The 23,549-nt window shown below is 70.9% G+C and carries 28 protein-coding genes; 15 read left to right on the top strand and 13 right to left on the bottom strand.

The annotated features are described in order from the left end of the window. Positions 1-64: 64 nt before the first annotated feature. From V8J39_RS08260 to V8J39_RS08235, 6 genes are all read left to right on the top strand, one after another. Positions 65-1,009 (top strand): FkbM family methyltransferase, encoded by a 945-nt coding sequence (locus V8J39_RS08260; RefSeq protein WP_336460420.1) that lies wholly within the window; start codon positions 65-67, stop codon positions 1,007-1,009. Between the two features lie 87 nt (positions 1,010-1,096). Continuing rightward, the gene (gene groES, locus V8J39_RS08255) at positions 1,097-1,384 is read left to right on the top strand and encodes a co-chaperone GroES (protein ID WP_336460419.1); all 288 of its coding nucleotides are present in this window, start codon (positions 1,097-1,099) and stop codon (positions 1,382-1,384) included. Between the two features lie 75 nt (positions 1,385-1,459). Continuing rightward, a complete protein-coding gene (groL, locus tag V8J39_RS08250; RefSeq protein WP_336460418.1) occupies positions 1,460-3,100 on the top strand; it encodes a chaperonin GroEL in 1,641 nt (546 codons plus the stop codon). A 112-nt stretch (positions 3,101-3,212) separates the two neighbouring features. After that, on the top strand, positions 3,213-4,085 hold the full coding sequence (locus V8J39_RS08245; protein ID WP_336460417.1) for a GGDEF domain-containing protein: 873 nt from the start codon (positions 3,213-3,215) through the stop codon (positions 4,083-4,085). A 75-nt stretch (positions 4,086-4,160) separates the two neighbouring features. Next, positions 4,161-5,351 carry a zinc-binding metallopeptidase family protein gene (locus tag V8J39_RS08240; protein ID WP_336460416.1) on the top strand — a complete coding sequence of 397 codons (1,191 nt, stop codon included), beginning with the start codon at positions 4,161-4,163 and terminating at the stop codon, positions 5,349-5,351. Between the two features lie 200 nt (positions 5,352-5,551). Continuing rightward, on the top strand, positions 5,552-6,034 hold the full coding sequence (locus tag V8J39_RS08235; protein ID WP_336460415.1) for a GNAT family N-acetyltransferase: 483 nt from the start codon (positions 5,552-5,554) through the stop codon (positions 6,032-6,034). Positions 6,035-6,060: 26 nt separating this feature from the next. Here V8J39_RS08235 and V8J39_RS08230 read toward each other — a convergent pair whose 3' ends face one another. After that, positions 6,061-6,522 carry an NUDIX hydrolase gene (locus V8J39_RS08230; RefSeq protein WP_336460414.1) on the bottom strand — a complete coding sequence of 154 codons (462 nt, stop codon included), beginning with the start codon at positions 6,520-6,522 and terminating at the stop codon, positions 6,061-6,063. A gap of 230 nt (positions 6,523-6,752) precedes the next feature. Here V8J39_RS08230 and V8J39_RS08225 point away from each other — a divergent pair, with 230 nt between their 5' ends. After that, entirely contained in the window at positions 6,753-7,586 is an 834-nt protein-coding gene (locus V8J39_RS08225; RefSeq protein WP_336460413.1) for a DMT family transporter, read from the top strand. Here the strand turns inward: V8J39_RS08225 and V8J39_RS08220 are convergent, their stop codons facing one another. After that, positions 7,587-8,663 (bottom strand): 5-(carboxyamino)imidazole ribonucleotide synthase, encoded by a 1,077-nt coding sequence (locus V8J39_RS08220; RefSeq protein ID WP_336460412.1) that lies wholly within the window; start codon positions 8,661-8,663, stop codon positions 7,587-7,589. After that, complete coding sequence (purE, locus tag V8J39_RS08215; protein ID WP_336460411.1) at positions 8,656-9,141, bottom strand: 5-(carboxyamino)imidazole ribonucleotide mutase; 486 nt, start codon at positions 9,139-9,141, stop codon at positions 8,656-8,658. Before purE ends, V8J39_RS08220 begins: the two co-directional genes overlap by 8 nt. A 228-nt stretch (positions 9,142-9,369) precedes the next feature. Between purE and V8J39_RS08210 the strand changes: the two genes are divergently transcribed. Further along, positions 9,370-9,945: a GIY-YIG nuclease family protein gene (locus V8J39_RS08210; protein WP_336460410.1), complete on the top strand. Its 576-nt coding sequence runs from the start codon at positions 9,370-9,372 to the stop codon at positions 9,943-9,945. A gap of 36 nt (positions 9,946-9,981) precedes the next feature. Here the strand turns inward: V8J39_RS08210 and V8J39_RS08205 are convergent, their stop codons facing one another. Then, positions 9,982-10,200: a YdcH family protein gene (locus tag V8J39_RS08205; RefSeq protein WP_336460409.1), complete on the bottom strand. Its 219-nt coding sequence runs from the start codon at positions 10,198-10,200 to the stop codon at positions 9,982-9,984. Positions 10,201-10,486: 286 nt separating this feature from the next. On the opposite strand from V8J39_RS08205, the gene V8J39_RS08200 reads away from it, so the two are divergent. Both V8J39_RS08200 and V8J39_RS08195 read left to right on the top strand, forming a co-directional pair. After that, positions 10,487-10,906: an Hsp20 family protein gene (locus tag V8J39_RS08200; protein ID WP_336460408.1), complete on the top strand. Its 420-nt coding sequence runs from the start codon at positions 10,487-10,489 to the stop codon at positions 10,904-10,906. Positions 10,907-10,920: 14 nt separating this feature from the next. Continuing rightward, entirely contained in the window at positions 10,921-11,151 is a 231-nt protein-coding gene (locus tag V8J39_RS08195; protein ID WP_336460407.1) for a DUF1150 family protein, read from the top strand. Positions 11,152-11,289: 138 nt separating this feature from the next. On the opposite strand, the gene V8J39_RS08190 is transcribed toward V8J39_RS08195, so the two are convergent. From V8J39_RS08190 to trxB, 3 genes are all read right to left on the bottom strand, one after another. Next, positions 11,290-11,652: a response regulator gene (locus V8J39_RS08190; protein ID WP_336460406.1), complete on the bottom strand. Its 363-nt coding sequence runs from the start codon at positions 11,650-11,652 to the stop codon at positions 11,290-11,292. 22 nt (positions 11,653-11,674) lie between these two features. After that, on the bottom strand, positions 11,675-12,967 hold the full coding sequence (locus tag V8J39_RS08185; protein WP_336460405.1) for an HWE histidine kinase domain-containing protein: 1,293 nt from the start codon (positions 12,965-12,967) through the stop codon (positions 11,675-11,677). 194 nt (positions 12,968-13,161) lie between these two features. After that, the gene (trxB, locus tag V8J39_RS08180) at positions 13,162-14,112 is read right to left on the bottom strand and encodes a thioredoxin-disulfide reductase (RefSeq protein ID WP_336460404.1); all 951 of its coding nucleotides are present in this window, start codon (positions 14,110-14,112) and stop codon (positions 13,162-13,164) included. 273 nt (positions 14,113-14,385) lie between these two features. Here trxB and V8J39_RS08175 point away from each other — a divergent pair, with 273 nt between their 5' ends. Then, entirely contained in the window at positions 14,386-14,886 is a 501-nt protein-coding gene (locus V8J39_RS08175) for an Lrp/AsnC family transcriptional regulator (RefSeq protein WP_336460403.1), read from the top strand. 115 nt (positions 14,887-15,001) lie between these two features. On the opposite strand, the gene V8J39_RS08170 is transcribed toward V8J39_RS08175, so the two are convergent. From V8J39_RS08170 to lgt, 4 genes are all read right to left on the bottom strand, one after another. Then, a complete protein-coding gene (locus tag V8J39_RS08170; protein ID WP_336460402.1) occupies positions 15,002-15,778 on the bottom strand; it encodes a Hint domain-containing protein in 777 nt (258 codons plus the stop codon). 755 nt (positions 15,779-16,533) lie between these two features. After that, positions 16,534-17,304, bottom strand: coding sequence for a peptidoglycan editing factor PgeF (gene pgeF, locus V8J39_RS08165; protein ID WP_336460401.1), 771 nt, complete (start codon positions 17,302-17,304; stop codon positions 16,534-16,536). A gap of 145 nt (positions 17,305-17,449) precedes the next feature. Continuing rightward, complete coding sequence (locus tag V8J39_RS08160) at positions 17,450-18,526, bottom strand: class I SAM-dependent methyltransferase (protein ID WP_336460400.1); 1,077 nt, start codon at positions 18,524-18,526, stop codon at positions 17,450-17,452. Further along, positions 18,523-19,413: a prolipoprotein diacylglyceryl transferase gene (lgt, locus tag V8J39_RS08155; protein ID WP_336460399.1), complete on the bottom strand. Its 891-nt coding sequence runs from the start codon at positions 19,411-19,413 to the stop codon at positions 18,523-18,525. Before lgt ends, V8J39_RS08160 begins: the two co-directional genes overlap by 4 nt. Before the next feature lie 189 nt (positions 19,414-19,602). On the opposite strand from lgt, the gene V8J39_RS08150 reads away from it, so the two are divergent. Continuing rightward, positions 19,603-19,857: an accessory factor UbiK family protein gene (locus V8J39_RS08150; protein WP_336460398.1), complete on the top strand. Its 255-nt coding sequence runs from the start codon at positions 19,603-19,605 to the stop codon at positions 19,855-19,857. A gap of 55 nt (positions 19,858-19,912) precedes the next feature. Here V8J39_RS08150 and V8J39_RS08145 read toward each other — a convergent pair whose 3' ends face one another. Then, complete coding sequence (locus V8J39_RS08145; protein ID WP_336460397.1) at positions 19,913-20,884, bottom strand: hypothetical protein; 972 nt, start codon at positions 20,882-20,884, stop codon at positions 19,913-19,915. Between the two features lie 223 nt (positions 20,885-21,107). Continuing rightward, entirely contained in the window at positions 21,108-21,449 is a 342-nt protein-coding gene (locus tag V8J39_RS08140) for a VPLPA-CTERM sorting domain-containing protein (protein WP_336460396.1), read from the bottom strand. Positions 21,450-21,755: 306 nt separating this feature from the next. Between V8J39_RS08140 and V8J39_RS08135 the strand changes: the two genes are divergently transcribed. From V8J39_RS08135 to V8J39_RS08125, 3 genes are read left to right on the top strand one after another with little or no spacing between them, the layout of a single operon-like run. Beyond that, positions 21,756-22,259: a YbjN domain-containing protein gene (locus V8J39_RS08135; protein ID WP_336460395.1), complete on the top strand. Its 504-nt coding sequence runs from the start codon at positions 21,756-21,758 to the stop codon at positions 22,257-22,259. Positions 22,260-22,308: 49 nt separating this feature from the next. Beyond that, positions 22,309-23,121 (top strand): pyrroline-5-carboxylate reductase, encoded by an 813-nt coding sequence (gene proC / locus V8J39_RS08130; protein WP_336460394.1) that lies wholly within the window; start codon positions 22,309-22,311, stop codon positions 23,119-23,121. Continuing rightward, positions 23,118-23,486 (top strand): tRNA-binding protein, encoded by a 369-nt coding sequence (locus V8J39_RS08125; RefSeq protein ID WP_336460393.1) that lies wholly within the window; start codon positions 23,118-23,120, stop codon positions 23,484-23,486. Before proC ends, V8J39_RS08125 begins: the two co-directional genes overlap by 4 nt. Positions 23,487-23,549: the final 63 nt, after the last annotated feature.

The raw sequence follows: 23,549 nt of genomic DNA, 5'->3' as shown, positions 1-23,549 counted from the left end.
CCGGGCTGGCGCCCGCCGGTCCGAGGCGCTAGCCCGGTGGGCAGTGCAGCGGCGGGGGCGGACGATGGCAGGCGGGTGGCTGGACTTCATCGGCGCGGCGCTGAGCGCGCGGCGGCGCAGGCTGTATGTGGCCGCGCGGATGCCGGCGGTGGCGGCCCGCAAGCCGAGCGCGCTGCTGAAAAGCTGCGCCGGGCTCGGGATCACCAGCCTCGTGTGCCGCTACGCGCAGGCCTACGAGATCGAGATCGACACCCGTGCCGGGCACATCGCCGTCGCGGTACTGAAGACCGGCGCCTTTCAGCCCGAGGTGATGGAGGTGCTCGCGGCGGCCCTGGGCGACCGGCGGCCGCTGTTCGTCAATGTCGGGGCGAACATCGGCACCACGCTGCTGAACGCGCACCGCCGGGGATTCGCCCGGCTGGTCGGGATCGAGCCGGTGGCGCGCAATTTCGCGCTGCTGGAAGGCAACATGGCGCGCAACGGCATCGACGCGCGGCTGCACCGCATGGCGCTGGGCCGGGCGGCGGGCACGCTCGAGATCAACCTCGACCCGCGCAACGCCGGAGGGCATTCGTTCCACGCGCTGCCCGGGGCGCAGGGCACCGAGCGGGTGGCGGTCGGGCGGCTGGATGCGCTGGATCTTGCCGAGCCCTTCGTGCTGTGGATGGACACCGAGGGCTTCGAGGCCGAGGTTCTGGCCGGCGCCGGGCCCGAGTTGCTGGCGCGGCACTGCGCGGCGATCTGCGTCGAGCTGAGCCCGCTGCATTCCGGGCCGGGCCCCGCGCTCGAGGTGCTGGACCTGATCGCGGGCCTGTTCCCGCGGCTGACCGACGGGGCAGGGGCCGCGGTCGACGTGCCGGCGTTGCGGGCGCGGATCGCGGCGGGCGCGGTCGGGCAGATCGACCTTGTCGGCCTGCGCGTCCCGGCCGGCCCGGGGCCGGCGGCTGGGGACGGCGCCGGGAAGGGCGCGGGGAAAAATGCGCGGCCCGGGGTGTTGACAGCTCCGTGACCCCTGCCTAACTCTGCTGCGCGTTAGCACTCGCCCCGGGTGAGTGATAACTAAGTTTAAACCTGGACCCCAAGGGAGAGTATCCAGATGGCTTTCAAACCGCTTCATGACCGCGTCCTGGTCAAGCGTGTGCAGAGCGAAGAGAAGACCAAGGGCGGTCTGATCATCCCCGACAACGCGAAAGAAAAGCCGGCGGAAGGCGAGATCGTCTCGGTGGGCGAAGGCGCCCGCAAGGATTCGGGCGAGCTGATCGCGATGTCGGTTAAGGCCGGCGACCGCGTCCTCTTCGGCAAGTGGTCGGGCACCGAGGTGACCGTCGACGGCGAAGAGCTGCTGATCATGAAGGAAAGCGACATCCTCGGCATCATCGCCTGAGGACGGGGGCGGCCGCCCGCCCGGGCGGCCCCGCGCTTTTCTGACACCAAACCATAGACATCAGGAGACAGTCACATGGCTGCCAAGGACGTCAAGTTCGACACCGATGCCCGCAACCGCATGCTCAAGGGCGTCAACATCCTCGCCGATGCGGTGAAGGTGACCCTGGGCCCGAAAGGCCGCAACGTCGTCATCGAGAAATCGTTCGGTGCCCCGCGCATCACCAAGGACGGTGTCTCGGTCGCCAAAGAGATCGAACTGGAAGACAAGTTCGAGAACATGGGCGCCCAGATGGTGAAGGAAGTCGCTTCCCGCACCAACGACGAGGCCGGTGACGGCACCACCACCGCGACCGTTCTGGCGCAGGCGATCATCCGCGAAGGCCTCAAGGCCGTCGCCGCCGGCATGAACCCGATGGACCTCAAGCGCGGCATCGACCTCGCGACCGCCAAGGTCGTCGAAGCGATCAAGGGCGCGGCGCGTCCGGTCTCGGGCACCGAGGAAGTCGCCCAGGTCGGCACCATCTCGGCCAACGGCGAAGCCTCGATCGGCAAGCAGATCGCCGACGCGATGCAGCGCGTGGGCAACGAGGGTGTGATCACCGTCGAAGAGAACAAGGGGATGGAGACGGAAGTCGAAGTCGTCGAGGGCATGCAGTTCGACCGCGGCTATCTCTCGCCCTACTTCGTGACCAACCCCGAGAAGATGATCGCCGATCTCGACGACGCCGTCATCCTGCTGCACGAGAAGAAGCTCTCGTCGCTGCAGCCGATGGTGCCGCTGCTGGAATCGGTCATCCAGTCGCAAAAGCCGCTGCTGATCATCGCGGAAGACGTCGAAGGCGAAGCGCTCGCGACCCTCGTGGTCAACAAGCTGCGCGGCGGCCTGAAGATCGCTGCGGTCAAAGCCCCGGGCTTCGGCGACCGCCGCAAGGCCATGCTGCAGGACATCGCGATCCTGACCGGCGGCCAGGTGATCTCGGAAGACCTCGGCATGAAGCTTGAGAATGTCACCATCGACATGCTCGGCTCGGCCAAGAAGGTCTCGATCTCGAAGGACAACACCACCGTCGTCGACGGCGCCGGTGACAAGGCCGAGATCGAAGCCCGCGTCGCCCAGATCCGCGCGCAGATCGAGGAAACCACCTCGGACTACGACCGCGAGAAGCTGCAGGAGCGTGTTGCCAAGCTGGCCGGCGGCGTTGCCGTCATCCGCGTCGGCGGCATGACCGAAGTCGAAGTCAAAGAGCGCAAGGACCGCGTCGATGACGCCCTGAACGCGACCCGTGCGGCCGTTCAGGAAGGCATCGTGGTCGGCGGCGGCGTCGCCCTCGTGCAGGGTGCGAAGTCGCTCGACGGCCTGACCGGCGTCAACTCGGACCAGGACGCGGGCATCGCCCTCATCCGCCGCGCGCTGGAAGCCCCGCTGCGCCAGATCGCGACCAACGCCGGCGTCGACGGCGCCGTCGTGGCCGGCAAGATCCGCGAATCGGACGACCTGAAGTTCGGCTTCAACGCCCAGACCGAAGAATATGGCGACATGTTCAAGTTCGGCGTCATCGACCCGGCCAAGGTGGTTCGCACCGCTCTGGAAGACGCGGCCTCGGTCGCCTCGCTGCTGATCACCACCGAAGCCATGATCGCCGACAAGCCGGCGAAGGACGCTCCGGCCGGCGGTGGCATGCCCGACATGGGCGGCATGGGCGGCATGATGTAATCCTGCCCTGCAGATGTGACAAAAGGGAGGGGGCCTTCGGGCTCCCTTTCTGTTTGCCGGATATTTCGTTAAAGTTGAGCAGGTCTGGATCCACCTAGCCGGAGCGTCCCCGATGCGCCTATATGCTGGCCTCTCGCGCCTGTTCCCGACCAGCTACATGGCCAAGGTCTTCGTCATCGCCTTCCTCGGCACCCATGTGCCGCTGGTGGTCACGATCATCTGCCTGCTGTCGTTCGGCGGCGCATGGCTGACGCCCTGGCGGGTGTTCTGGGTGATGCTGATGGCCACGCTGTTCTCGACGGCCGGGACGCTGATGCTGCTGAACGCGGTGATGGCGCCGCTGAACCGCATCGACCGGTCGCTGACCGCCTTCCGGCGCGAGGGGCAGATCCTGCCCCTGCCGTTCGGCTATCGCGACCAGGTCGGCCGGCTGATGGACACGGTCAACCGCTTCGTTCTGAGCGTGGACGAGCGGCTGGGCGCGAGCCGGCGCGAGTCCGAGACCGACCCGCTCACCGGGTTGCTGAACCGGCGCGGCTTCGAGGCGCGCTTTGCCGCGCAGCCGGCGCCGACCGGCGCGATGCTGATGATCGATGCCGACAACTTCAAGGCGGTCAACGACAGCCTCGGCCATGCCGCGGGCGACCGGGTGCTGGCCGACATCGGCCGGATCCTGGGCATGAACATCCGCATGGGCGACGTGCTGGCCCGGGTCGGGGGCGAAGAGTTCGCGCTGTTCCTGCCGCGGGTGTCGTCGGCCGATGCGCGCGACGTGGCCGAGCGCCTGGTGCGGGTGGTCGAGATGCAGGTGCGCGCGGGCGACCGGCCGGTGACGGTGTCGATCGGCCTGGCGATGTACCGCCCCGAGCTCGACCTCGCCTCGCTGCTGCGCGAGGCCGACCGCGGGCTTTACACCGCGAAAGACGCCGGACGGAACCGCGTGGCGGTCGCCGTGGTTCAGCAGGGCGGGATGCTGGGCGCCTGACGCTGGCACGATCCCCCGGAACGGGGGGGGCATCCCGGGTCTGTTGCGGCGCGAGGTGGCGCCCAAGGAGCGGTGATGCAACTTTTCCAATGCCAGTGCTGCGGTCAGCTGCTGCACTTCGAGAATACCGTCTGCCTGCGCTGCAATCGGCAGGTGGGCTATCTTCCCGATCGCGCCACGATGGCGGCGGTCGAGGCCGAGGGGCCGGTCTGGCGGTTGGCCGCGGGCGAGACAGCGCTGCCCGATCCCGATCAGGAATACAGGTTCTGCGCGAACTGGGAGCTGTCGGGCTGCAACTGGATGCTGCGCGCCGACAGGGGCGAGACCTTCTGCCGGGCCTGCCGCCACAACCGCACGGTGCCCGACCTGTCGGACCCGCTGAACCATTCCCGCTGGCAGAAGATCGAGGCGGCGAAACGGCGGCTGATCTACACGCTCGAACGGCTCGACCTGCCGATGCCGCAGGCCGGCGACGGACACCCCGAGCCGATGGTCTTCGACTTCCTCGCCGACAGCCCCGACCAGTCGAACCGGGTGATGACCGGCCATGCCGACGGGGTGGTGACCATCGCGCTGACCGAGGCCGACGACGCCCACCGCGAGAAGCTGCGCCAGGACATGAACGAGGGCTATCGCACGCTGCTGGGCCACTTCCGGCACGAGATCGGGCACTACTACTGGGACCTGCTGGTGCGCGACGGCGGCCGGGTCGAGGAGTTCCGCGACCTTTTCGGCGACGAGAGCTTCGATTACGGCGCGGCGCTGCAGGCGCATTACCAGAACGGCGCCCCGGCAGGCTGGGAGACGGCGCATGTCTCGGCCTATGCGACGATGCATCCGTGGGAGGACTGGGCCGAGACCTGGGCGCACTACCTGCACATGGTCGACACGATCGAGACCGCCGCGGCCTTCGGCATGTCGGTCGAGCCCGAGCTGGACGACGAGGGCGACCTGTCGACCGAGCTGGATTTCGATCCCTACCGCGTGCGCCGCATCCGGCGGCTGGTCTCGGCCTGGATGCCGCTCACGGTGGCGCTGAACGCGATGAACCGCTCGATGGGGCAGAACGACCTCTATCCGTTCGTGCTGCCCGAGCCGGTGCTGCAAAAGCTCGGGTTCGTGCATGACCTCGTGTCCGCGGCGCGCCCGGGGCAGGGGACCGGCGGCGCGCCCGATGTGGATGGCGATCTGGCCGGGGCGCAGTCCGGGCAGGGTCGCCCGGCGCCGGGCGATCAGGCCCGCGACGCGGAACCCGCCCTGCGCTGAGCGCGCGGGCGGGCTGTCGCGGCGAGCCTCTGCAATCGGCAATGTGTCTGTTTTTTATGCGATTTTGCACGCCGCGGCGGGGGGCTTCCCCGCCGCGGCCCGTTGCGGCCCGTGCTGCGCTTGACCCGGCCGGCCGCGGGGCGATTTCTGGCAGAACGGCATGAAAATGCCCCTGTGACACCGCCAGCACGGGAAATGCCATGAACCTTCGCCCGTTCCGCGACCAGGATCGCACCATGATCTCGGTGCTGCTCACGACCGCCTACGAGCGGCCGACCGAGTCGCAGCTGGTCGAGGCGATGCGCGCCTCGGGCGACATGGCGCTGGAGCTGGTGGCCGAGGATGCGGGCAAGGTCATCGGGCACCTCGCCTTCGCCCGCCTGGTCGAGCCGCAGGGCTGGTGGGCGCTGGCGCCGCTGTCGGTGATCCGGTCGCGGCAGAACCAGGGCATCGGCTCCGAGATCCTGCGCTACGGGCTCGACCTTGCCCGGCAGGCCGGCTCGCGCGCGGTGGCGGCGGTGGGCCCGCCCAGCTTCTACAAGCGCTTCGGCTTCTCGCGCGAGGCGGCGGACCGGTTGAGCACGGCCTATCCCCGCGACTACGTGCTGGTCTATCCGATCAAGCCCGGCAGCGCCGGCCACGAGGGCGCGCTGATCTATCCCGAAAGCTTCGTCATGGTCTGAGACCCGCGCGCAGCCGTGCGGCAGGCTCAGTGCTGGATCGGCTCGAGCGGATCGTAAAGCACGGGGGCATCCCCGGGCAGCGGCCAGGCCGCGGCGGACAGGCTGTCGGGCTTGTGCCGGATCTCGGCCAGCTCGTCTCGGGTGACGAAGCGGCGGCGGGTGACGACGCCCTCGGGGTCGGTCCAGTCGCCGTCGATCTCGCCGCCGACGATGGTGGCGCGGAAATACAGGTCGACCTGGTGGAAGATGCCCTCGGGGTCGTTGAATTCGTTCACCAGCACCGGGTCGCCGACCTCGATCTCCAGCCCGGTCTCCTCGCGGATCTCGCGGGCGAGGTTCTCGGGCAGCGAGCTGCCGCGCTCGACCCCGCCGCCGGGCGCGCACCACAGGTCGCTGCCATGGCTGTCGGGGAAGGCGTTGACCATCAGCAGACGGTCCTCGTGCAGGATCAGGGCGCGCACGGCGAGGCGGGGGGAGGGTGCGGTCATGCCCCGACCCTCGCGCCTGCGTCGGGCGATGTCCAGCCTGCAGCCGTGCTTTCGTCGGACTTGCCGCCGGCCACCCCGCGCGCGAGGCTTGCGGCATCGACGGGGGCGCAGGGGAGGTTTGCGTGGTTCATGTCAGGAGGCCGGTCTGGACGGCGCCAGTGCCAAGGCGCCGGCACCGGTCGCGTCGCCGCGGCGGGGCGGCGGCGGCCGGCCCGGGGCGGGGCTGAGCGGTGCGCCTCGGGCTGATGGTGGCGCTGGCGATGCTGGCCTTCGCGGCGAATTCGGTGCTGAACCGGATGGCGCTGGCGGGCGGCGGCATCGGCCCGGCCAGCTTCGCGGCGATCCGGCTTGCCGCGGGGGCGGCGATGCTCGTCGCGCTGGCCGCGGTGCGGCGGGACGGGTTCCGCCCCGGCTTCGGATCCCGGCGCTGGCTGGGCGCGGCCTGCCTTGCCGTCTACGCGCTGGGCTTTTCCTTCGCCTATCTCGCGCTCGACGCCGGGGTCGGGGCGCTGATCCTGTTCGGCGCGGTGCAGCTGACGATGTTCGCCGGCGCGCTCGCCGGGGGCGAGGCGGTGCCGCGCCAGCGCGCCGCCGGGGCGGTGCTGGCCTTCGGCGGGCTGTGCCTGCTGGCCTGGCCATCGGGCGCCACGGCGCTGCCGGGGACCGGTGTCGCGCTGATGGCGGCGGCGGGCATTGGCTGGGGGATCTATTCGCTGGCCGGGCGCGGCGCCGCCGATCCGCTGGGCGAGACGGCGGCGAATTTTCTGGTCGCGCTGCCCGCGGGCCTGCTGGCGGTGGCGCTGCTGCCCGACGCGGTCAGCCCATTCGGTGCCACGCTCGCGGTGATCTCGGGCGCGGTGACCTCGGGCTTGGGCTACGCGCTGTGGTACGCCTGCCTGCCGCGGCTTGCCGCAAGCCAGGCCGCCGTGGCGCAGCTGACCGTGCCGGTCATCGCCGCGCTTGGCGGTGCCGCGCTGCTGGCCGAGGCGCCGGGCCTGCGGTTCTGGACCGCGGCGGCGCTGGTGATCGCGGGGGTGCTGCTGTCGCTGCGCCGCCGGCGCTGATCAGCGCCGGACGATCCGGTTCACGTGCCCCATCTTGCGGCCCGGGCGCGCCTGCGCCTTGCCGTAAAGGTGGATCGCCACGTCGGGGTCGCGGGCATAGTCCGGCACCTTCAGCACGTCGTCGCCGATCAGGTTGGTCATCACCACGTCGGTATGGCGCGAGCCGTCGCCCAGCGGCCAGCCCGCGACGGCGCGGATGTGCTGTTCGAACTGGTCGATGGCGCAGCCGTTCTGGGTCCAGTGGCCGGAATTGTGCACCCGCGGCGCGATCTCGTTCACCAGAAGGCCCTTCGGCGTCACGAACAGCTCGACCCCCATGACGCCGACGTAATCCAGCTGCGTCAGGATCTTGGCCGCGATCAGCACCGCGTCCGACCGCTGCGCGGGGGTGATGTGGGCCGGGATCGTCGTGGTGTGCAGGATGCCGTCGCGATGCACGTTCTCGCCCGGGTCGTAGGCGCAGACCGCCCCGTCCAGCGACCGCGCCGCGATGACCGAGATCTCGCGGCTGAAGTCGACGAAGCCCTCGAGGATCGCCGGCGCACCCTCGAGCGTCGCCAGCGCCGCCTCGGCCTCGTCCGCGGTCATGATCCGCGCCTGGCCCTTGCCGTCATAGCCCATGCGGGTGGTCTTCAGGATCGACGGCGCGCCGATGCGCTCGATCGCCGCGGCAAGATCGTCGGCAAACTCGACCGAGGCCCAGGGCGCGGTGGCGAGGCCGGCGCCGTTGAGGAAGGTCTTCTCCAGGATCCGGTCCTGGCTGACGGCGAGCGCGCGGCGGCCGGGGCGGATCGGGCGCAGGCTTTCCAGGATGTCCAGCGCCGAGGTCGGCACGTTCTCGAATTCGTAGGTGATCACGTCGACCGAGGCGGCGAAGGCGCGCAGCGCCGGCTCGTCGTCATAGCCCGCGGTCGTCAGGTCGTGTGCGACCTCGGCCGCGGGCGGGTTGGCGCCGGGCTCGTAGACATGGACCTTGAGGCCGAGGCGGCTCGCGGCCACCGCCAGCATCCGGCCAAGCTGGCCGCCGCCGAGGATGCCGATGGTGGCGCCGGGGGCGAGGGGGGCGGTGTCAGACATCGGAGGGCTCGTCGGGAATGGAGGCGGAGAGGGCCTCGCGCCAGGCGTCGAGGCGAGCGGCGATGGCGGGATCGGCGATGGCAAGGATCCCCGCGGCCATCAGGCCGGCATTGGCGGCACCGGCGGCGCCGATCGCCATGGTGGCGACGGGGAAGCCCTTGGGCATCTGCAGGATGGAGTACAGGCTGTCGACGCCCGAAAGCGCGCGCGTCTGCACCGGCACGCCGATCACCGGCACCCGGGTCTTCGACGCCATCATCCCGGGCAGGTGCGCCGCGCCGCCGGCCCCGGCGATGATCACGTGCAGCCCGCGATCCACCGCGGTCTTGCCATAGGCCCACAGCCGGTCGGGGGTCCGGTGCGCCGAGACGATCTTCGTCTCGTAGGCGATCCCCAGCTCGTCGAGGATCGTCGCCGCTTCCTTCATCGTGGGCCAGTCCGACTGGCTGCCCATGATGATGCCGACCTTCACGCCCATGCCGATGTCCCTTGCGTGCCCGGAAAACAGAGCGGGCACTATACGCAGCGCAGGTCCGGGCGCAATGGGCCGGGGCCGCCCGGCCGCCCGGGCGCGCACCCGCGTCGCCCCCGAGGCACAGAGCGGGGCACAGAGGGGGGCGCAGGGGGGAGGCGGGCGGATATTTACCTTTTGTTATCCATCTCTCGCGAAGACTGGGCCGTGGGACATGTGTGTGGGGAGGCGCGCGTGAAACACCTTGTGGGTCCGCTTGAGGTGATCCCGCCCGAGGCGGCGTTCCGGGCGGTGCTGGGGCCGCATCTCGTGACGCTGCCACGGCTTGCACCGCTGGCCGACCCCGGCATCTATGTCGTCGCGCTGGCACCCGGTGCGGACATCCCCGGGCTTTGCGCCCGGCCGGGCGAGATCCTCTATGTCGGGATGAGCCGCAAGAGCCTCGCGGCGCGGCACCACCTGCGGTACCGACACTCTGGCGGCTCGACGCTGCGCCGCTCGCTTGGCGCGCTGCTCGTGGATGCGCTGGCACTGGCGCCGGTGCCGCGCGACAGCGCTGGCGACACCCCGGCACAGTACCGTTTCCGTGACGACGGAGAGCGGCGGCTGAGCGGCTGGATGCAGGATCACCTGCTGGGCGCGCAATTTCCCTGCGACGGCAACCTGCCCGAGATCGAGGCGGCCCTGATCCGCCTGATCCGGCCACCGCTCAACCTGACCGGCTGGCGCAACCCGCAGCGCGGCCACGTCATGGCGATGCGCCGCCGCTGCGCGCAGGCCGCGCAGGAGGCGCGGGGCCGGCTTGCCTGAGGCCGCGACCCGTCGCGGCGGCGGTGGCGCGGGCCGTCAGGCGATGATGTCGGGGGTCAGCTGGTCCTCGATCCGGGCGATCTGGTCCTTCAGCAGCAGCTTTTGCTTCTTCAGGCGGCGCAGGCGCAGCGGGTCGGACCGGCCGGTCTCTTCCAGCGCGTGGATCGCCTGGTCGAGGTCGCGGTGCTCGCGCCGCAGCACCTCGAGCTTCACGCGCAGCACGTCTTCCTGTTCCATCTGCCCGCGGGGGGTCATCGGCGCGTTCATCGTCCCTGCAAACCTCACCGGACCCGGGGATCGGGGCCGGCCTTCCGGGCCGTCCGCGCCTGGCCGGGGCGAGTCCCGGCAGGTGTCGGCCATGCAGGCAGAATAGCGACAGTCCTCGCGTCCTGCAAAGCTTGTGAGCAGTCCGTCGACGCAGAGCCGCCGGTCGGCGGCGCTTTGCCCTTGTGACTTGCCCGGTCGGGTCGGCGCCCCCATATTCAAGGGACGGGGTCGCCGCGACCGGGGCCCCGGCTATGTCGCTTGAACGAGGACAGAGATGACCAAGGTGAGTTTCGGCGCGCATCCCTACCTTCTGGGGTTCGACCAGCTCGAACGTCTGGTGGAGCGCACCGTGAAGGCGGGGGCCGAGGGTGGCTATCCCCCCTTCAACATCGAACAGTCCGGGGACCATGCCTTCCGCATCACCCTGGCCGTCGCGGGCTTCCGCGAAGACGACCTCTCGATCACGGTCGAGGATCGTCAGCTCGTGATCCGCGGCCGGCAGGCCGAGGAGGCGGAGACCCGGATCTTCCTGCACCGCGGCATCGCGGCCCGGGCGTTCCAGCGCAGCTTCGTGCTGGCCGACGGGGTCGAGGTGTCCGGCGCGACGCTCGAGAACGGGCTTCTTCACGTCGACCTGAAACGGTCGGTTCCCGAAGCGGTGGTGCAGACGATCCGCATCGGCCGCAACACCTGAGGAAAGGGCAAGACATGAACACGCGTCACGAGATTGCGGAAGAAGCGGTCACCGACCGCATCGTCTACGTCCGTCCGGTGCTGGTCTCGGACCTGCCCGAAGAGGTGCAGGAGCAGGCCGGCGGGCTGGACCAGATCTATGCGCTGCACGACACGGACGGCGAGCGGCTCGCGCTGGTGCGCGACCGCAAGCTTGCCTTCATGCTCGCGCGGCAGAACGACCTCGCGCCGGTCAGCGTGCACTGACGCGCGGCGGGGGCCGGACATGACTTGGGGCGGTCGCAGCGACCGCCCCTTTTGATTCGTCGTCGGATCGGGTTTGGGTGCCACGGACGGTGATCCGCACCGGTTCCCGCGGGATCACGTCACACCCTATGCCGTGGATCAGGCGTCGGCCATCGCCGCGCTGAGGCACGAGGCGAGATGCTCGGGCGTCGACGGCTTGGTGCAGACGCGGGCATGGCCGAAGGCGGCAAGCAGCGTGCCGGGGTCGGCGCGCCCGGTGTGGAACACGAAGGGCACGCCATGCTCGGTCAGCCACTCGGCCAGCGGCAGCACCGTCTCGCCGTTCAGGTCGACGTCGAGGATCGCGGCATCCACCGCCCGGCGGCGCACCAGCTCAAGCGCCGGGGCCAGCCGATAGCAGGGGCCGGCGATCTCGGCCCCCATGTCTTCCATGGTCATCGCGAGGTCGAGCGCCAGAAGCGCCTCGTCCTCGACCACCATGATGGTTTTTCCCGAAAACATACCCACGACCTGCTCTTGCCTCTCACGCCCCGTGAACGCGGGCTGCCACCACTTCGTCTTCCGTCAGGTCGAAGCTCATCTCGACCGTCAGGCCCGTGTCGTCCCAGTGCCGGGTCATCCGGCCCGCCGCCTGTTGCAGCGACAGATCGATCATCCGGCTACCGAAGCCAGAGCCGCCGTCCGTCCCGGGACCCGCGCCGGGCGCCTCCGCCTGTGGCGGCAACGCTCCCTGCTCTGCCCATGTCAGGTGCAAACGACAGTGCTGGCCGAACGCCCATGACAGCGAAAGGGTTCCCTCCGGCCCGGACCAAGCTCCATGCTTCAGGGCATTTGTTGCCAATTCGTTGACGATGAGGCCGATCGGCGTCATCAGCCGCGCCGGCAGCACCACAGGCGGCCCGTGGCGGCGGAACCGGTCGGCGGCGGGCGCATAGGCCCCGACCACGGCCTGCAGCAGGTCCGACAGCTCGGCCGTGCCAAGCGCGCTGTGGCTTGACGACAGTTCGTAGGCGCGGGCCAACGCCTGGATCCGCAGGCGCGATTTCTGGGCGGCGACGCGGGGATCGCGCTCGGCCCGGGCGGTGACGGAAATGATCGACAGGATCACGGCGAACAGGTTCTTCACCCGGTGGCTCAGCTCGCGCGAGACGAGGTCGGCGCGGTCCCGCTCGGCCGCCAGCCGGTCGACGAAGCCCAGCCGCGCCTGGTCGCGCGCGGTGCGGAAGGCAAGGCCCGCGGCCAACACCGCAAGCGCCGAGGTCGTGGCCCCGATCAGCCCCAGCGCCAGCCGGACCCGGTTGCGCTGAAGGTCGGCATCGGCAAAGGCCCGGTCGAGCCGCGCCAGCTCGGCCCCCCGCAGCCGGTCGATCTCGCGGCGCAGGGCACCGGTCGCGGCCTGCCCGGCCTCGACCGCGCCCGCGTCGGCCTGCCCGGGCGCGACCGTCTCGGCCGAGGCGCCGGCGTCCAGCGCCGCCATCCGGTCGCGGGCGAGGGCCTTGAGCGTCGTGATGCCGTCCGGCGCCCCGGCATGGGACTTCGCGATCGCGCCCTCAAGCGCGATCAGCCGCGGCGGCAGCGCGTCGCGCGCGGCCTCGAAGGCGCGGCGCGCGGCGGCGGCCCCGGTCAGCAGGTAGGCCTGTTGCGAGGTCTCGGCATCCAGCAGCAGAAGCGTCAGGTCCGACAGCTCGCGCAGGAAGGTCCGGGTCTGCTGCACCTCGGTCCGGGCGGTGTCCTCGGCCCGGTAGCCGCGCGACAGCGCGAGCCCGCCGGCCAGGAACAGCGCCGCCAGCAGCAGCACGAGCGCGAAGCTCGCCACGGCGGGGTGGCGGGGCAGGGCGGGGCGCGGCCATCGGTGCGGGGGAGGGATGTCGAAGGGCACGGTCTGCTGGGGTCGGATGCGGCGGTTGTCCCCCCAACGCGCGAGACGGGATTCGGTGCCCGACGCCGTGCGGCCTGCCGCGCCGCGGACCGCGGCGGCGGCAGGTGCCCGGATCTGCGCCCGGCCGGTCGTTACTCGGCCAGGCCCTCGGCGGCGAGGAAGCGCTCGGCATCAAGCGCGGCCATGCAGCCCATGCCGGCCGAGGTCACGGCCTGGCGGTAGACATGGTCGGTCAGGTCGCCGGCGGCGAAGACGCCGGGGATCGAGGTGCGGGTGGTGCCCGGTTCGACCGACACGTAGCCGCCCGAATGCAGCTCGAGCTGATCCTTCACCAGCTCGGAGGCCGGCGCATGGCCGATCGCCACGAAGAAGCCCGCGCAGGGGATGTCCGTGGTCTCGCCGGTCTGGATGTTGCGCGCGCGCACCGCCTCGACGCCCAGCGGCGCCTCGGTGCCCAGCACCTCGGTCACTTCCGAATTCCAGACCATCTCGATCTTCGGGTGCTTGAACAGCCGTTCCTGCATGATCCGCTCGGCGCGCAGGCTGTCGCGGCGGTGGATCAGCGTCACCTTCGAGGCGAAGTTCGTCAGGAACAGCGCCTCTTCGACCGCGGTGTTGCCGCCGCCGATCACCACGACTTCCTTGCCGCGGTAGAAGAAGCCGTCACAGGTGGCGCAGGCCGACACGCCGAAGCCCTTGAACTTCTCCTCGGACGGCAGGCCCAGCCATTTCGCCTGCGCCCCGGTCGCGAGGATCACCGCGTCGGCGGTATAGGTGGTGCCGGAATCGCCCGTGGCGGTGAACGGCCGCTTCGAGAGGTCGAGCGCGGTGATGATGTCGCCGATGATCTCGGTGCCCATCTCGCGGGCATGCTCTTCCATCTTCACCATGAGGTCGGGGCCCATGATCGAGGTCTGGCCGGGCCAGTTCTCGACATCGGTGGTGATGGTCAGCTGGCCGCCGGGCTGGATGCCCTGGACGAGGACGGGCTTGAGCATCGCGCGCGCCGAATAGACGGCGGCGGTGTAGCCCGCCGGGCCGGAGCCGATGATCAGTACCTTGCTGTGCTTCGTCTCGGCCATCGTGATCCCCCGGGTCCTTCCTGTGGCAGCCGGGACGATATAGAGAGCGCGGCGGCCGGCGAAAACCCCCTGTCGTGACCGCCTGCCATGCGCGGGGCGCCGGGGGCGATGGCACCGCGGCCGGGGTGCGGCGCGCGGCGGCCCGGGGGCCGCACAGGCAGAAGGCAGCTTTGCGCCGCCCGGCCGCGCAATGATCTGTCAGTTTCGTGAAACAATATTGCGCGTGCAGAAACCCGCGGGTAAGTAACGGCAAGACTTCCGAAGGAGCAGGACATGGCCGCCACCCGACTCGACGAGATCGACCGCAAGATCCTGGCCGAGTTGCAGGCCGACGGGCGGATGACCAACGTCGAGCTGGCCAAGCGGGTCGGAATCTCGGCGCCGCCCTGCCTTCGCCGGGTGCGCACCCTGGAAGAGGCCGGCTTCATCCGCGGCTACCATGCCGACGTGAACCCGCGCGAGCTGGGCTTCGAGGTCGCGGTCTTCGCGATGGTGCGGCTGCACAGCCAGGCCGAGGTCGACCTGTCGGCCTTCGAGGCGCGCTGCCGGTCCTGGCCGCTGGTGCGCGAGTGCCACATGCTGAACGGCGAGATCGACTTCATCCTGAAATGCGTCTCGCCCGATCTGTCGACGTTCCAGAGCTTCCTCACCGGCCAGCTGACCGCCGCCGACAACGTGGCGAGCGTGAAGACCAGCCTGGTGATCCGCTGCGCCAAGGACGAGCCCGGCGTGCCCTTCGACGTGCTCGAGGATCGCCTGAAGAAGCTCGGCTGAAGACGCTCGGCTGAAGAGGGCCCGCTGAAGACGTCCCGCTGACACTGCCCGGCCCGTGCAGGCCCGCGGCCCCCGAACGGTGCCGCGCGCATCCGCGAGGGGGCAGGCCAGGGGGTCAGGCGACCAGCATGTCCTCGGCCTCGAACCGGGTCAGGCGCGGATGCGCCTCGACCCCGAAGCCGCCGATCCCGCCGCCGTGATGTTCGAGATGCGGGAACAGCGACAGGAACAGCGACAGAAGCTGCGAATCCATCATCGAGGGCAGGCTTTCGCCGGGATGGAAGCTTTCGATGCCGATGCCGCCGGCCGAGAGCGTTGCCTGGTTGGCCAGCACCAGGTGGTGGACGGTGACCGGGGTCGCGGGGGTGACCTCGAAGATCCGCTCGCCGTCCTGCAGGCTGCGCACCGGCACATAGGCCTCGTCGCTGCCGACGATCGGCGTCAGGCGGGTGTCGCGGCGCAGCAGCCGGGCATGCGGCCCCAGCACCACGTCGGCCAGCGGGCGGCCAAGGCCGAAGCTTTCGGCCATGATCCGGGTCAGCCGGGCGGGTTCCGACCCCTGCTGGGCGGTGCGCTCGGTCTCGGCGCTGCCGGCGGGATAGAGGGTGATCTGGCCGGTCCACAGCAGCGCCTGCGCCTCGCCCTCGGCGGTCTGCAGGATGTCGCCCGGCAGCAGGTCCTGCACGGCGACCGGGCCTGTCGCGGTCGCGACCAGCGTGCCGCGGGCGATCGCGGCGAAGGCCTGCTCGAACATCGGCATCGCCGGCGCAAGCCGCGACACCGTGCCGATGTCGCCGTTCTGCATCAGATAGGTGGCCTCGTAGCGCCGCGCGAGCGGCATCGCCCGCAGCGGCCGCCGCTCGGGCTTGGCGACGACGGCGGCACGGGGCACGGGGACCGGGGCGGTCCGGCTGAAATCTCGGTGCGGTTGTCTCATGGCTACGGCCCCCCGGCCTTCGATTTTGTGTTGTCCCCATCGGCGTCCTGGCTGGCCGGTGCGCGGGGCGGTGTCGGTCTCGTCGGCGGTCGGCACGGCTGCGGGCGGGGCGGGTCCGCCCTTGCCCTAGCGGGCGGCAAGGCTCCGGCCGGCGCGGGCCCGGGCCGCCGCGATCGCGGTCGACAGGGCCGCGGTCGATGCGGCGCGGCTTGGCGCGCGCGCGTCCGGCACGATCTTCCGAACCGCCCGGGCCCGTTGCCAGGGCATCGGCGGCAGCGACTCTTGGCGGGCGGCTGCGATCGCGGATTGCAGCCAGCGGCGGTGCTTCGACATCGGGTTACTCCTGCGCGGTGACCTCTCGGCAGCCCTGTCCCGGACTGTCCCTGATCCCGATGCTGGCGTCGGAAGATGGCGACGCGATGGCCGCGGCGCGGCGCTTGTCGGGAAACTCGGCGACGGCCGCGCGGTGCGGCGGCCGGCCGGTGTCAGGGCCAACGGCCCGTGGCGGAAGGGGTTCCGGGCGGCCGACCGGGCTGGGCCGGGTCACGCCGAGCCTGCGCGGGATCCCGCGCGCGGCCCGTCAGGCAGGGCAGACCCTGCGGGCAGGGGGCATCCCCTACGCGTCGGCGCGCGCCCCGGGCTGACGAGGCGAGGCGACGGCCGCGAGTGGTGGGAGGTGAGGTCGCGAGGCGACGGCGACTAGCCGGGCGTCAGAGCCGGATGATCGAGATCAGCCGGCCGTAATCCGCCTCTGACAGGTGGACCGAGCGGCGGTAGGAGTAGAATCGCGCCGGGTCCGAATAGGTGCAGTGCCCCGTCCATTCGGCCGAGCCGATGCCGGCCGCGCGCAGCCGCGCGAGTGAGAAGCCCACGAGATCGAACTGCATCCGGTCGCCCTGGCCGCCGGCAAAGAACCTCTCGGCGCCCTCGTCCTCGGCCAGGAAGGTGTCGAGGAATTCGGGGCCGACCTCGTAGGCGCGCTGGCTGATCGTCGGGCCGATGACGGCGGTGATCCGTTCGCGCAGCGCGCCCTGCGCCTCCATCGTGTCGACCACGGCCTCGAGCACGCCGCCCAGCGCGCCCTTCCAGCCGGCATGGGCCGCGCCGATCACGCCGGCGGCGGCATCGGCGAACAGCACCGGCTGGCAGTCGGCGGTGAGAATGCCGAGCCCGAGCCCCGGGACCTTCGTCACCATCGCGTCGGCGCGCACCGGGGCGGCGAGCGGGCGCTCGATCAGCGCGACATCGGCGCTGTGGACCTGGTGCACGCCCACCAGCGCCTCGGGCGACAGCCCCAGCGCCTCGGCGGCGCGGGCGCGGTTCACCGCCACCGCCTCGGACAGGTCCGAGGAGCCCTGGCCGCAGTTCAGCCCGGCGAAGATCCCCGACGAGGCACCGCCGCGGCGGGTGAAGAAGCCGTGCCTGAGCGGCGCGAGGCTGCGCGAGGTCAGGATGTCGAGGCTGAGGGCGGCAGGGGGCATGGGATCGGTATTCCGGGTCGCCGTCACGGTCTTGGTCTCGGTCGTGTGCTGCGCGAAGCCCAGGCCCGAAGCCGGGCCTGCCTGCGCGCGTCTGGGGGCCGCGCGATCGGGGCCCGCGCGTCTGCGGATCGTGTGCCCGGGGCTCTCACCTGTCGAACCCTGCCGGCGGGGGGGCCTCTCGCGGCGTGATCGCAAGGCCCTTGAACACCCTTCCCATTTCACCGGGGTGGGTCAAGCGCCGATGCGCGGCGACATGGGTGTCGAGCGCGGCGCCGGCAAGCCCCTGCGCCAGCTGGCGGGCGCGGGCGGTGATGCCCAGCCGCTCCAGCAGCAGGCCCTGCGGCGTCATCGCGCTGGCGGCGGCGCCGGCGGCCTCGGCCGCGGCGGCGAGCGCGGCGAAATCGACATGCGCCGTCAGGTCGGCCTCGCCCGGGGCGGCGAAGGGATCGGCGAAGGCATGGTCCCTGACCGCCTGCAGCGTGTCGCCAGTGCCGTCCCAGTCGCCGTAATCCAGAATCAGCGCGAGGCCCCCGTGGCGCGCGATGCGGCCGGCCAGCGCCGCGGTGATCGCGGGCAGGGCGGGGCAGGTCTCGACGATGCGGCCCGCCGCGGTGCCCAGGCGGTGGTCCAGCGACGGGAAGCCCGCGACGGGCCCGAGCCCCGGGCGCAGCGCGCTGCCGTCGTCGGACAGGCCCACGAGCCGCTCGCGCCAGCCCGCGCCCGCGCGCTCGAACTGGCGGATCGGCAGGGCGTCGAAGAATTCGTTGGCCAGCAGGAACAGCGGCCGGTCGTCGGGCAGCGCCTCGACCCGGTCGTGCCACTGCACCGCGCGGTCCCCGAGCGCCGCGCGCTGGCGGGCGCGCAGCGCGGGCGAGGCCTCGACCATGTGCACCTGCGCGGCCTCGGCCATGCCCGGCATCCGCGCCACGACGCGCAGCACGTCGGCCATCAGCGTGCCGCGCCCGGGGCCAAGCTCGGCCAGGACGAAGGACCCCGGCCCGCCCTGGTCGGCCCAGGCCTGCGCGAGGCACAGGCCCAGCATCTCGCCGAACATCTGGCTGATCTCGGGCGCGGTGGTGAAGTCGCCGGCGCGGCCCAGCGGGTCGCGGGTGACGTAATAGCCGTGCTCGGGGTCGGTCAGGCAGTCGGCCATGTAGTCCGACAGCGGGATCGGCCCGGTGGCGGCGATGCGCGCGGCGATGCGCCGGGCCAGCGCGCTCATGGCGCGGGGGCGCGCCGGGCGCGCAGCACGAACCACAGCCCGAGCGCGATCATCGGCAGCGACAGAAGCTGCCCCATCGACAGCCCGCCGAGCGCGCCGAAGCTGATCACGTTGCCCATCGGGTTGTCGGGGGTGATGAACTGCGGATCGGCCTGGCGGGCGAATTCGACGGTGAAGCGCGCAAGGCCGTAGCCCGCGAAGAACAGCCCCATCACCCGGCCCGGTCGCTTCAGCGCGCCCATGCCGATCGCCAGCAGCAGCACGAGCATCAGCACGATCCCCTCCAGCCCCGCCTCGTAAAGCTGGCTGGGGTGGCGCGCGCAGAGGCCCGCCACGATGCCGGGGCAGTCCTGCGCCGCCTCGCCGGGGAAGATCACCCCCCAGGGCAGGTCGGTCGGGCGCCCCCACAGCTCGGCGTTGATGAAGTTCGCGACCCGGCCCAGCAGCAGCCCCGGCGGCGTCGCGACCGCCAGCGCATCGCCCAGCGACAGCAGCGGCACGCCGTGGCGGCGGCAGAACCAGGCCGTGCCCGCGATCACCCCCAGGAACCCGCCGTGGAACGACATGCCGCCCTGCCAGACCTTGGGAATGTCCAGCGGATTTTGCAGGAAATAGCCCGGCTGGTAGAACAGCACGAAGCCCAGCCGCCCGCCCAGGATCACGCCCAGGATCACCGCCGTCATCAGGTCCTCGATCCGCTCGGGCGCGGTCGGCGCGCGGTCCAGCGGCCAGAGCGCAGGGCGGCGCATCAGCGTCACCACGATGCGCCAGCCGATCAGCAGCCCGGCGATATAGGCCAGCGCATACCAGTGCAGCGAGAAGTGGATCGGCCCCGCATCGATGGTGAACAGCACCGGGGAGATGTCGGGAAAGGGAATGCCGGTCATGGCTGATGCTGTCTTCCTGCCGCGTCGCTCGGGCGCCAGAAGCCCGCTCGGGGCGGCGGTGTCAACCGCCGCGCGGCCCGGGGCGGCAGCGGGGCGGCAGGGGCGCGGTGCGGCGGCGGGTTGCGCGGGGCCGCGCGGGTGGCCATATAAGACGCAAGCACGCCACCGCCATCAAGGAGTGACCTCGCCATGCAGGGCACCGGAAACAACAAGTTCTTCGACGACATCTCGAAGCTGATGACCAATGCGATGGGCGTGGCCCAGGGCGCCCGGACCGAGGCCGAGACGGCGATGAAGGGCTGGATGGACCGCTGGCTCGCCGATCGCGACTTCGTGACGCGCGAGGAGTTCGACGCGGTCCGCGCCATGGCCCAGAAGGCCCGCGAAGAGAACGAGGCGCTGTCGGCCCGTCTCGCCACGCTCGAGGAAAAGCTCGCGAAGTGAGCCGCGCCGCGCGGTGATTTCGGGGCGCCCCGTCGCGGGCGCCCTTTTTCATGCGTCAGTTCGCGGCCTGAAGCGCGTGGCGCACCAGTTCGGGCCGCACGAGGTCGTTGACCACGGCGGCATAGACCTCGGGCTTCAGATGCGCGTCGTCGACGAACAGCGAGGCGGGCATCCGCCCGGCGCGCTGGCGCGCGAGATCCTCGGGTGTCGGCGTGATCCGCGCGGCCTCCCAGGGGCGGGGCGACAGCAGCCAGCCCCGGAAATCCAGGAAGTTGCCCGGCCAGGCCGCCTTCAGGTGGTCGTTCAGCGCCACCACCTGGCGGGCCTTCTCGTTCGTCGGCTCCCAGCTTGCATTCTCGAAGAAGCCCCAGATCAGCAGCTGGTGCGCGGGGTCGTCGAAATAGGCGATCATCTGGTCGAGGTCGCGGACCATCACCGCGGTCGGATGGCCCTGCAGGATGCCGTTCTTGCCCGCGTTCAGCATGACGACCTTGTCCGACAGGCCGGGATCGGCGGGGCGCAGCGCCGCGATGTCGGGATTGGTCGGGATCGCGCGCACCCGCTCGCGCGCGACGACCGCCTGGCCGGGCACGGTCCGGTCGAACTGGTAGCGGTTCGCGGGCCCGTTGCGGGTCAGCGTGCCGCGCACGCCCAGGATCGTCACCTCGGTCGGCTTGATCGCGAAGCTCAGCGTCGGGAAATCGCCGTCCAGCACCAGCTCGACCGCGCCCTCGGCCGGGATCGTGCCGCCGCGCACCCGGAACGGGGTGAAATACGACCCGATCCGCTGGCCGATGTCGCGCTGGGTCGATCCCTCGTCGCCGCGGTTGAGGTAATCGGCGCCGATCTCGGCCGCGATCTTCTGCATCGCCGGCGCCGCCCGGTTCATCGAGCTTGAGCCGATGCCGACGATCAGCGGCGGCTGGCCGGCGCCGTCACGCTCCAGCCGCAGGTCGGCCGCGGCCGCGGCGGTCGCGGCGACGGCCGCAAGCAGGGCGGCGAGCGCGAGCAGGCGGGGCGGGGTCATCGGGGCATCCTTCAGGGATTGTTAACCGAGGTCGGAGCCTCGGACCTGAGGGGGCCGGTTGCAAGCGCCGCGGCGGACGGCGCGATCACATGTCGGACGTGGTCTGTCGTGATTGCGTGAACTGCCCGAAACGGCGGCAATGGCGGGTGGCCGATCCTGCCGATGCGGCAGGCCGCAGGCGAGGGCGGCGGCTGGCGCGCCGCCCTCGCCCTGTTTCGGGGGATCAGGTCCGGTGGCGGCGGCGCATCGCGGCAAGGCCCGCAAGCGCCGTGATCAGCAGCGGCGCGCCCGCCGGCAGCGGGACGGGCGCCGGGGTGACCGCGCCTGCGGCGGCGTATTGCAGGATGTTCGAGCGCAGCAGGTCCGCATCGGCCATGAAATGGTAGTTGGTCGTGGTCATCGTGCCCATGAACACGGCCCCCGATCCGATGGCGACCGCGCCAAGCAGGCTCTCTCCCATGCTGTCCTCGATGAAGCTTTCGGTCATGCCGAAGGTGGCGAGCGTGACGGCCTCGGCCGCGCTGGTGCCGACGACGAAGGCGCCGAAGGCAAGGCCGCAGACCACGAAACGCGAAATCTTAAGTATCTGTTAAAAGTCATGAAGAAGAGAGAATACGCGCTGACGGATCCTCTTGCGACGCGGTGGCGAGCATCGCCGGAACGGTCCGAACCGCCCGCGTCCCGGCGACCGCCGGCGGCGGTGTCGAAATTCCCCGCCAGGCGGAGTTGTCCCCAAGTTTCTGCTTTACAGAGTCAGCCCCAGCGCACACCATATGTGGTAAGGGCGGCGCAGGATCATCCCCGACCCTTGTGACGCTACCCAGCAGTAGCGGGCCTGTCCGCTAGTTTGCCAATGACCATGAGGCCGAGCATGTCACTCTCCGAGGATTTCCTGCTCCACGAAGACATCCACCCGATCGACATCGTCGAAAGCCTCGCCGAGTCCCATGACTGGGAGTTCGACCGCGTCGCCGACGACCAGATCGCGATGGCGGTCGAAGGGCAGTGGCGCACCTATTCGCTCACCCTCGCCTGGACGCCGCAGGACGAGACGCTGCGCCTGATCTGCACCTTCGAGATGGAGCCGCCCGAGGCGCGGATGGCCGAGCTGTACGAGGCGCTGAACCGGATCAACGATCAGGTCTGGACCGGCGCCTTCAGCTTCTGGGCCGAGCAGCGGCTGATGGTCTGGCGCTATGGCCTCGTGCTGTCGGGCGGGCAGGGCGCGAGCCCCGAGCAGATCGACCGCATGATCTCGTCGGCGGTCGGCGCCTCGGAACGGTTCTACCCGGCCTTCCAGCTGGTCGGCTGGGGCGAGAAGACGCCCGAACAGGCGATGAAGGTCGCCATTGCCGAGGCCTACGGCCGCGCCTAAGGTCCGATCCCGACAGGGTTTCGACCCTGAAAGGACACGGAGAACGGCGATGGACATGCAGGTGGTCGCGGCGCGGGGGCTGGTGCTTCTGGGCTGCGGGAAGATGGGATCGGCGATGCTGGCGGGCTGGCTGGACGGCGGGCTGCCGGCGTCCTCGGTCCATGTGATCGAGCCCGCGCCCTCGGACTGGCTGCAGGCGACGGGCGTGTCGATCAACGGCGCGCTGCCCGCGGATCCGGCGCTGGTGCTGATCGCGGTCAAGCCGCAGATGATGGGCGCGGCGCTGCCCGGGATCGCGGCCTTCGGGGGCGGGCGCACCCTTGTCGTCACCGTCGCCGCCGGCACCACCATCGCCAGCTACGAGGCCGTGTTCGGCCCCGGCACCCCGATCGTGCGGGCGATGCCCAACACCCCCGCCGCGATCGGCCGCGGCATCACCGCGATCTGCGGCAACGCCGCCGTCACCCCCGCGCAGCTGGCGCTGGCCGAGGCGCTGCTGGCCGCCGTCGGGCAGGTGGTCCGGCTCGAGGGCGAGCATCAGATGGATGCGGTGACCGCCGTCTCGGGCTCGGGCCCGGCCTATGTCTTCCACCTGATCGAGACGCTGGCCGCCGCCGGGGTGGCCGAGGGGCTGTCACCCGAACTTGCGATGCGGCTTGCCAAGGCGACGGTCGGCGGCGCGGGCGCGCTGGCCGAGGCCGCGACCGAGGATCCGGGCCAGCTGCGGGTCAACGTCACCTCGCCCGGCGGCACCACCGCGGCCGCGCTGGCGGTGCTGATGGATGACACCGGCGGTTTCCCCGCCTTGTTGAAAAAGGCCGTGAAAGCGGCTGCGAACCGCGGGCGGGAGCTTGGGAAATGAATGATCTGGACAAGGCAGCCGGGACCGCGCCCGAGATCGCGTTCGACGATTTCATGAAGGTCGACATCCGAGTCGGCCGGATCGTGCAGGCCGAACCCTTCCCCGAGGCGCGCAAGCCCGCGATCAAGCTGCGCATCGATTTCGGCCCCGCGATCGGCGAGAAGAAATCCTCGGCCCAGATCACGCGGCACTATACGCCCGAGACGCTGGTGGGCCGGCTGGTGATGGCGGTGGTGAACTTCCCGCCGCGCCAGATCGGGCCGATGCGCTCCGAGGTGCTGACGCTGGGCGTGCCCGACGCCGATGGCGAGGTGGTGCTGCTGACCCCCGACAAGGAGGTTCCGGTCGGCGGGCGGCTGTTCTAGGCGGGAACCCGGCTCCGGATCTGCGCGTTTGTTGGGCAGATTTGATCCGAAAGGAGACCGGAC

The organism is Frigidibacter sp. MR17.24 (assembly GCF_037095655.1).
Taxonomy (GTDB): domain Bacteria; phylum Pseudomonadota; class Alphaproteobacteria; order Rhodobacterales; family Rhodobacteraceae; genus Frigidibacter.
The sequence above is the reverse complement of the archived record's forward strand: the minus strand, read 5'-3'. Positions and strand labels throughout refer to the sequence as shown.

Excerpts from the sequence above, each read along its gene's own strand:
- V8J39_RS08235 (WP_336460415.1), top strand. The coding sequence starts at position 5,552 with ATGAACCTTCGCCCGTTCCGCGACCAGGATCGCACCATGATCTCGGTG.
- V8J39_RS08245 (WP_336460417.1), top strand. The coding sequence starts at position 3,213 with ATGCGCCTATATGCTGGCCTCTCGCGCCTGTTCCCGACCAGCTACATG.
- V8J39_RS08220 (WP_336460412.1), bottom strand. The coding sequence starts at position 8,663 with ATGTCTGACACCGCCCCCCTCGCCCCCGGCGCCACCATCGGCATCCTC.
- lgt (WP_336460399.1), bottom strand. The coding sequence starts at position 19,413 with ATGACCGGCATTCCCTTTCCCGACATCTCCCCGGTGCTGTTCACCATC.
- V8J39_RS08175 (WP_336460403.1), top strand. The coding sequence starts at position 14,386 with ATGGCCGCCACCCGACTCGACGAGATCGACCGCAAGATCCTGGCCGAG.
- V8J39_RS08145 (WP_336460397.1), bottom strand. The coding sequence starts at position 20,884 with ATGACCCCGCCCCGCCTGCTCGCGCTCGCCGCCCTGCTTGCGGCCGTC.
- V8J39_RS08190 (WP_336460406.1), bottom strand. The coding sequence starts at position 11,652 with ATGTTTTCGGGAAAAACCATCATGGTGGTCGAGGACGAGGCGCTTCTG.
- V8J39_RS08205 (WP_336460409.1), bottom strand. The coding sequence starts at position 10,200 with ATGACCCCCCGCGGGCAGATGGAACAGGAAGACGTGCTGCGCGTGAAG.
- groL (WP_336460418.1), top strand. The coding sequence starts at position 1,460 with ATGGCTGCCAAGGACGTCAAGTTCGACACCGATGCCCGCAACCGCATG.
- purE (WP_336460411.1), bottom strand. The coding sequence starts at position 9,141 with ATGGGCGTGAAGGTCGGCATCATCATGGGCAGCCAGTCGGACTGGCCC.
- proC (WP_336460394.1), top strand. The coding sequence starts at position 22,309 with ATGGACATGCAGGTGGTCGCGGCGCGGGGGCTGGTGCTTCTGGGCTGC.
- V8J39_RS08195 (WP_336460407.1), top strand. The coding sequence starts at position 10,921 with ATGAACACGCGTCACGAGATTGCGGAAGAAGCGGTCACCGACCGCATC.
- V8J39_RS08240 (WP_336460416.1), top strand. The coding sequence starts at position 4,161 with ATGCAACTTTTCCAATGCCAGTGCTGCGGTCAGCTGCTGCACTTCGAG.
- groES (WP_336460419.1), top strand. The coding sequence starts at position 1,097 with ATGGCTTTCAAACCGCTTCATGACCGCGTCCTGGTCAAGCGTGTGCAG.
- V8J39_RS08230 (WP_336460414.1), bottom strand. The coding sequence starts at position 6,522 with ATGACCGCACCCTCCCCCCGCCTCGCCGTGCGCGCCCTGATCCTGCAC.
- V8J39_RS08160 (WP_336460400.1), bottom strand. The coding sequence starts at position 18,526 with ATGAGCGCGCTGGCCCGGCGCATCGCCGCGCGCATCGCCGCCACCGGG.
- V8J39_RS08200 (WP_336460408.1), top strand. The coding sequence starts at position 10,487 with ATGACCAAGGTGAGTTTCGGCGCGCATCCCTACCTTCTGGGGTTCGAC.
- V8J39_RS08125 (WP_336460393.1), top strand. The coding sequence starts at position 23,118 with ATGAATGATCTGGACAAGGCAGCCGGGACCGCGCCCGAGATCGCGTTC.
- trxB (WP_336460404.1), bottom strand. The coding sequence starts at position 14,112 with ATGGCCGAGACGAAGCACAGCAAGGTACTGATCATCGGCTCCGGCCCG.
- V8J39_RS08135 (WP_336460395.1), top strand. The coding sequence starts at position 21,756 with ATGTCACTCTCCGAGGATTTCCTGCTCCACGAAGACATCCACCCGATC.
- V8J39_RS08150 (WP_336460398.1), top strand. The coding sequence starts at position 19,603 with ATGCAGGGCACCGGAAACAACAAGTTCTTCGACGACATCTCGAAGCTG.
- V8J39_RS08260 (WP_336460420.1), top strand. The coding sequence starts at position 65 with ATGGCAGGCGGGTGGCTGGACTTCATCGGCGCGGCGCTGAGCGCGCGG.
- pgeF (WP_336460401.1), bottom strand. The coding sequence starts at position 17,304 with ATGCCCCCTGCCGCCCTCAGCCTCGACATCCTGACCTCGCGCAGCCTC.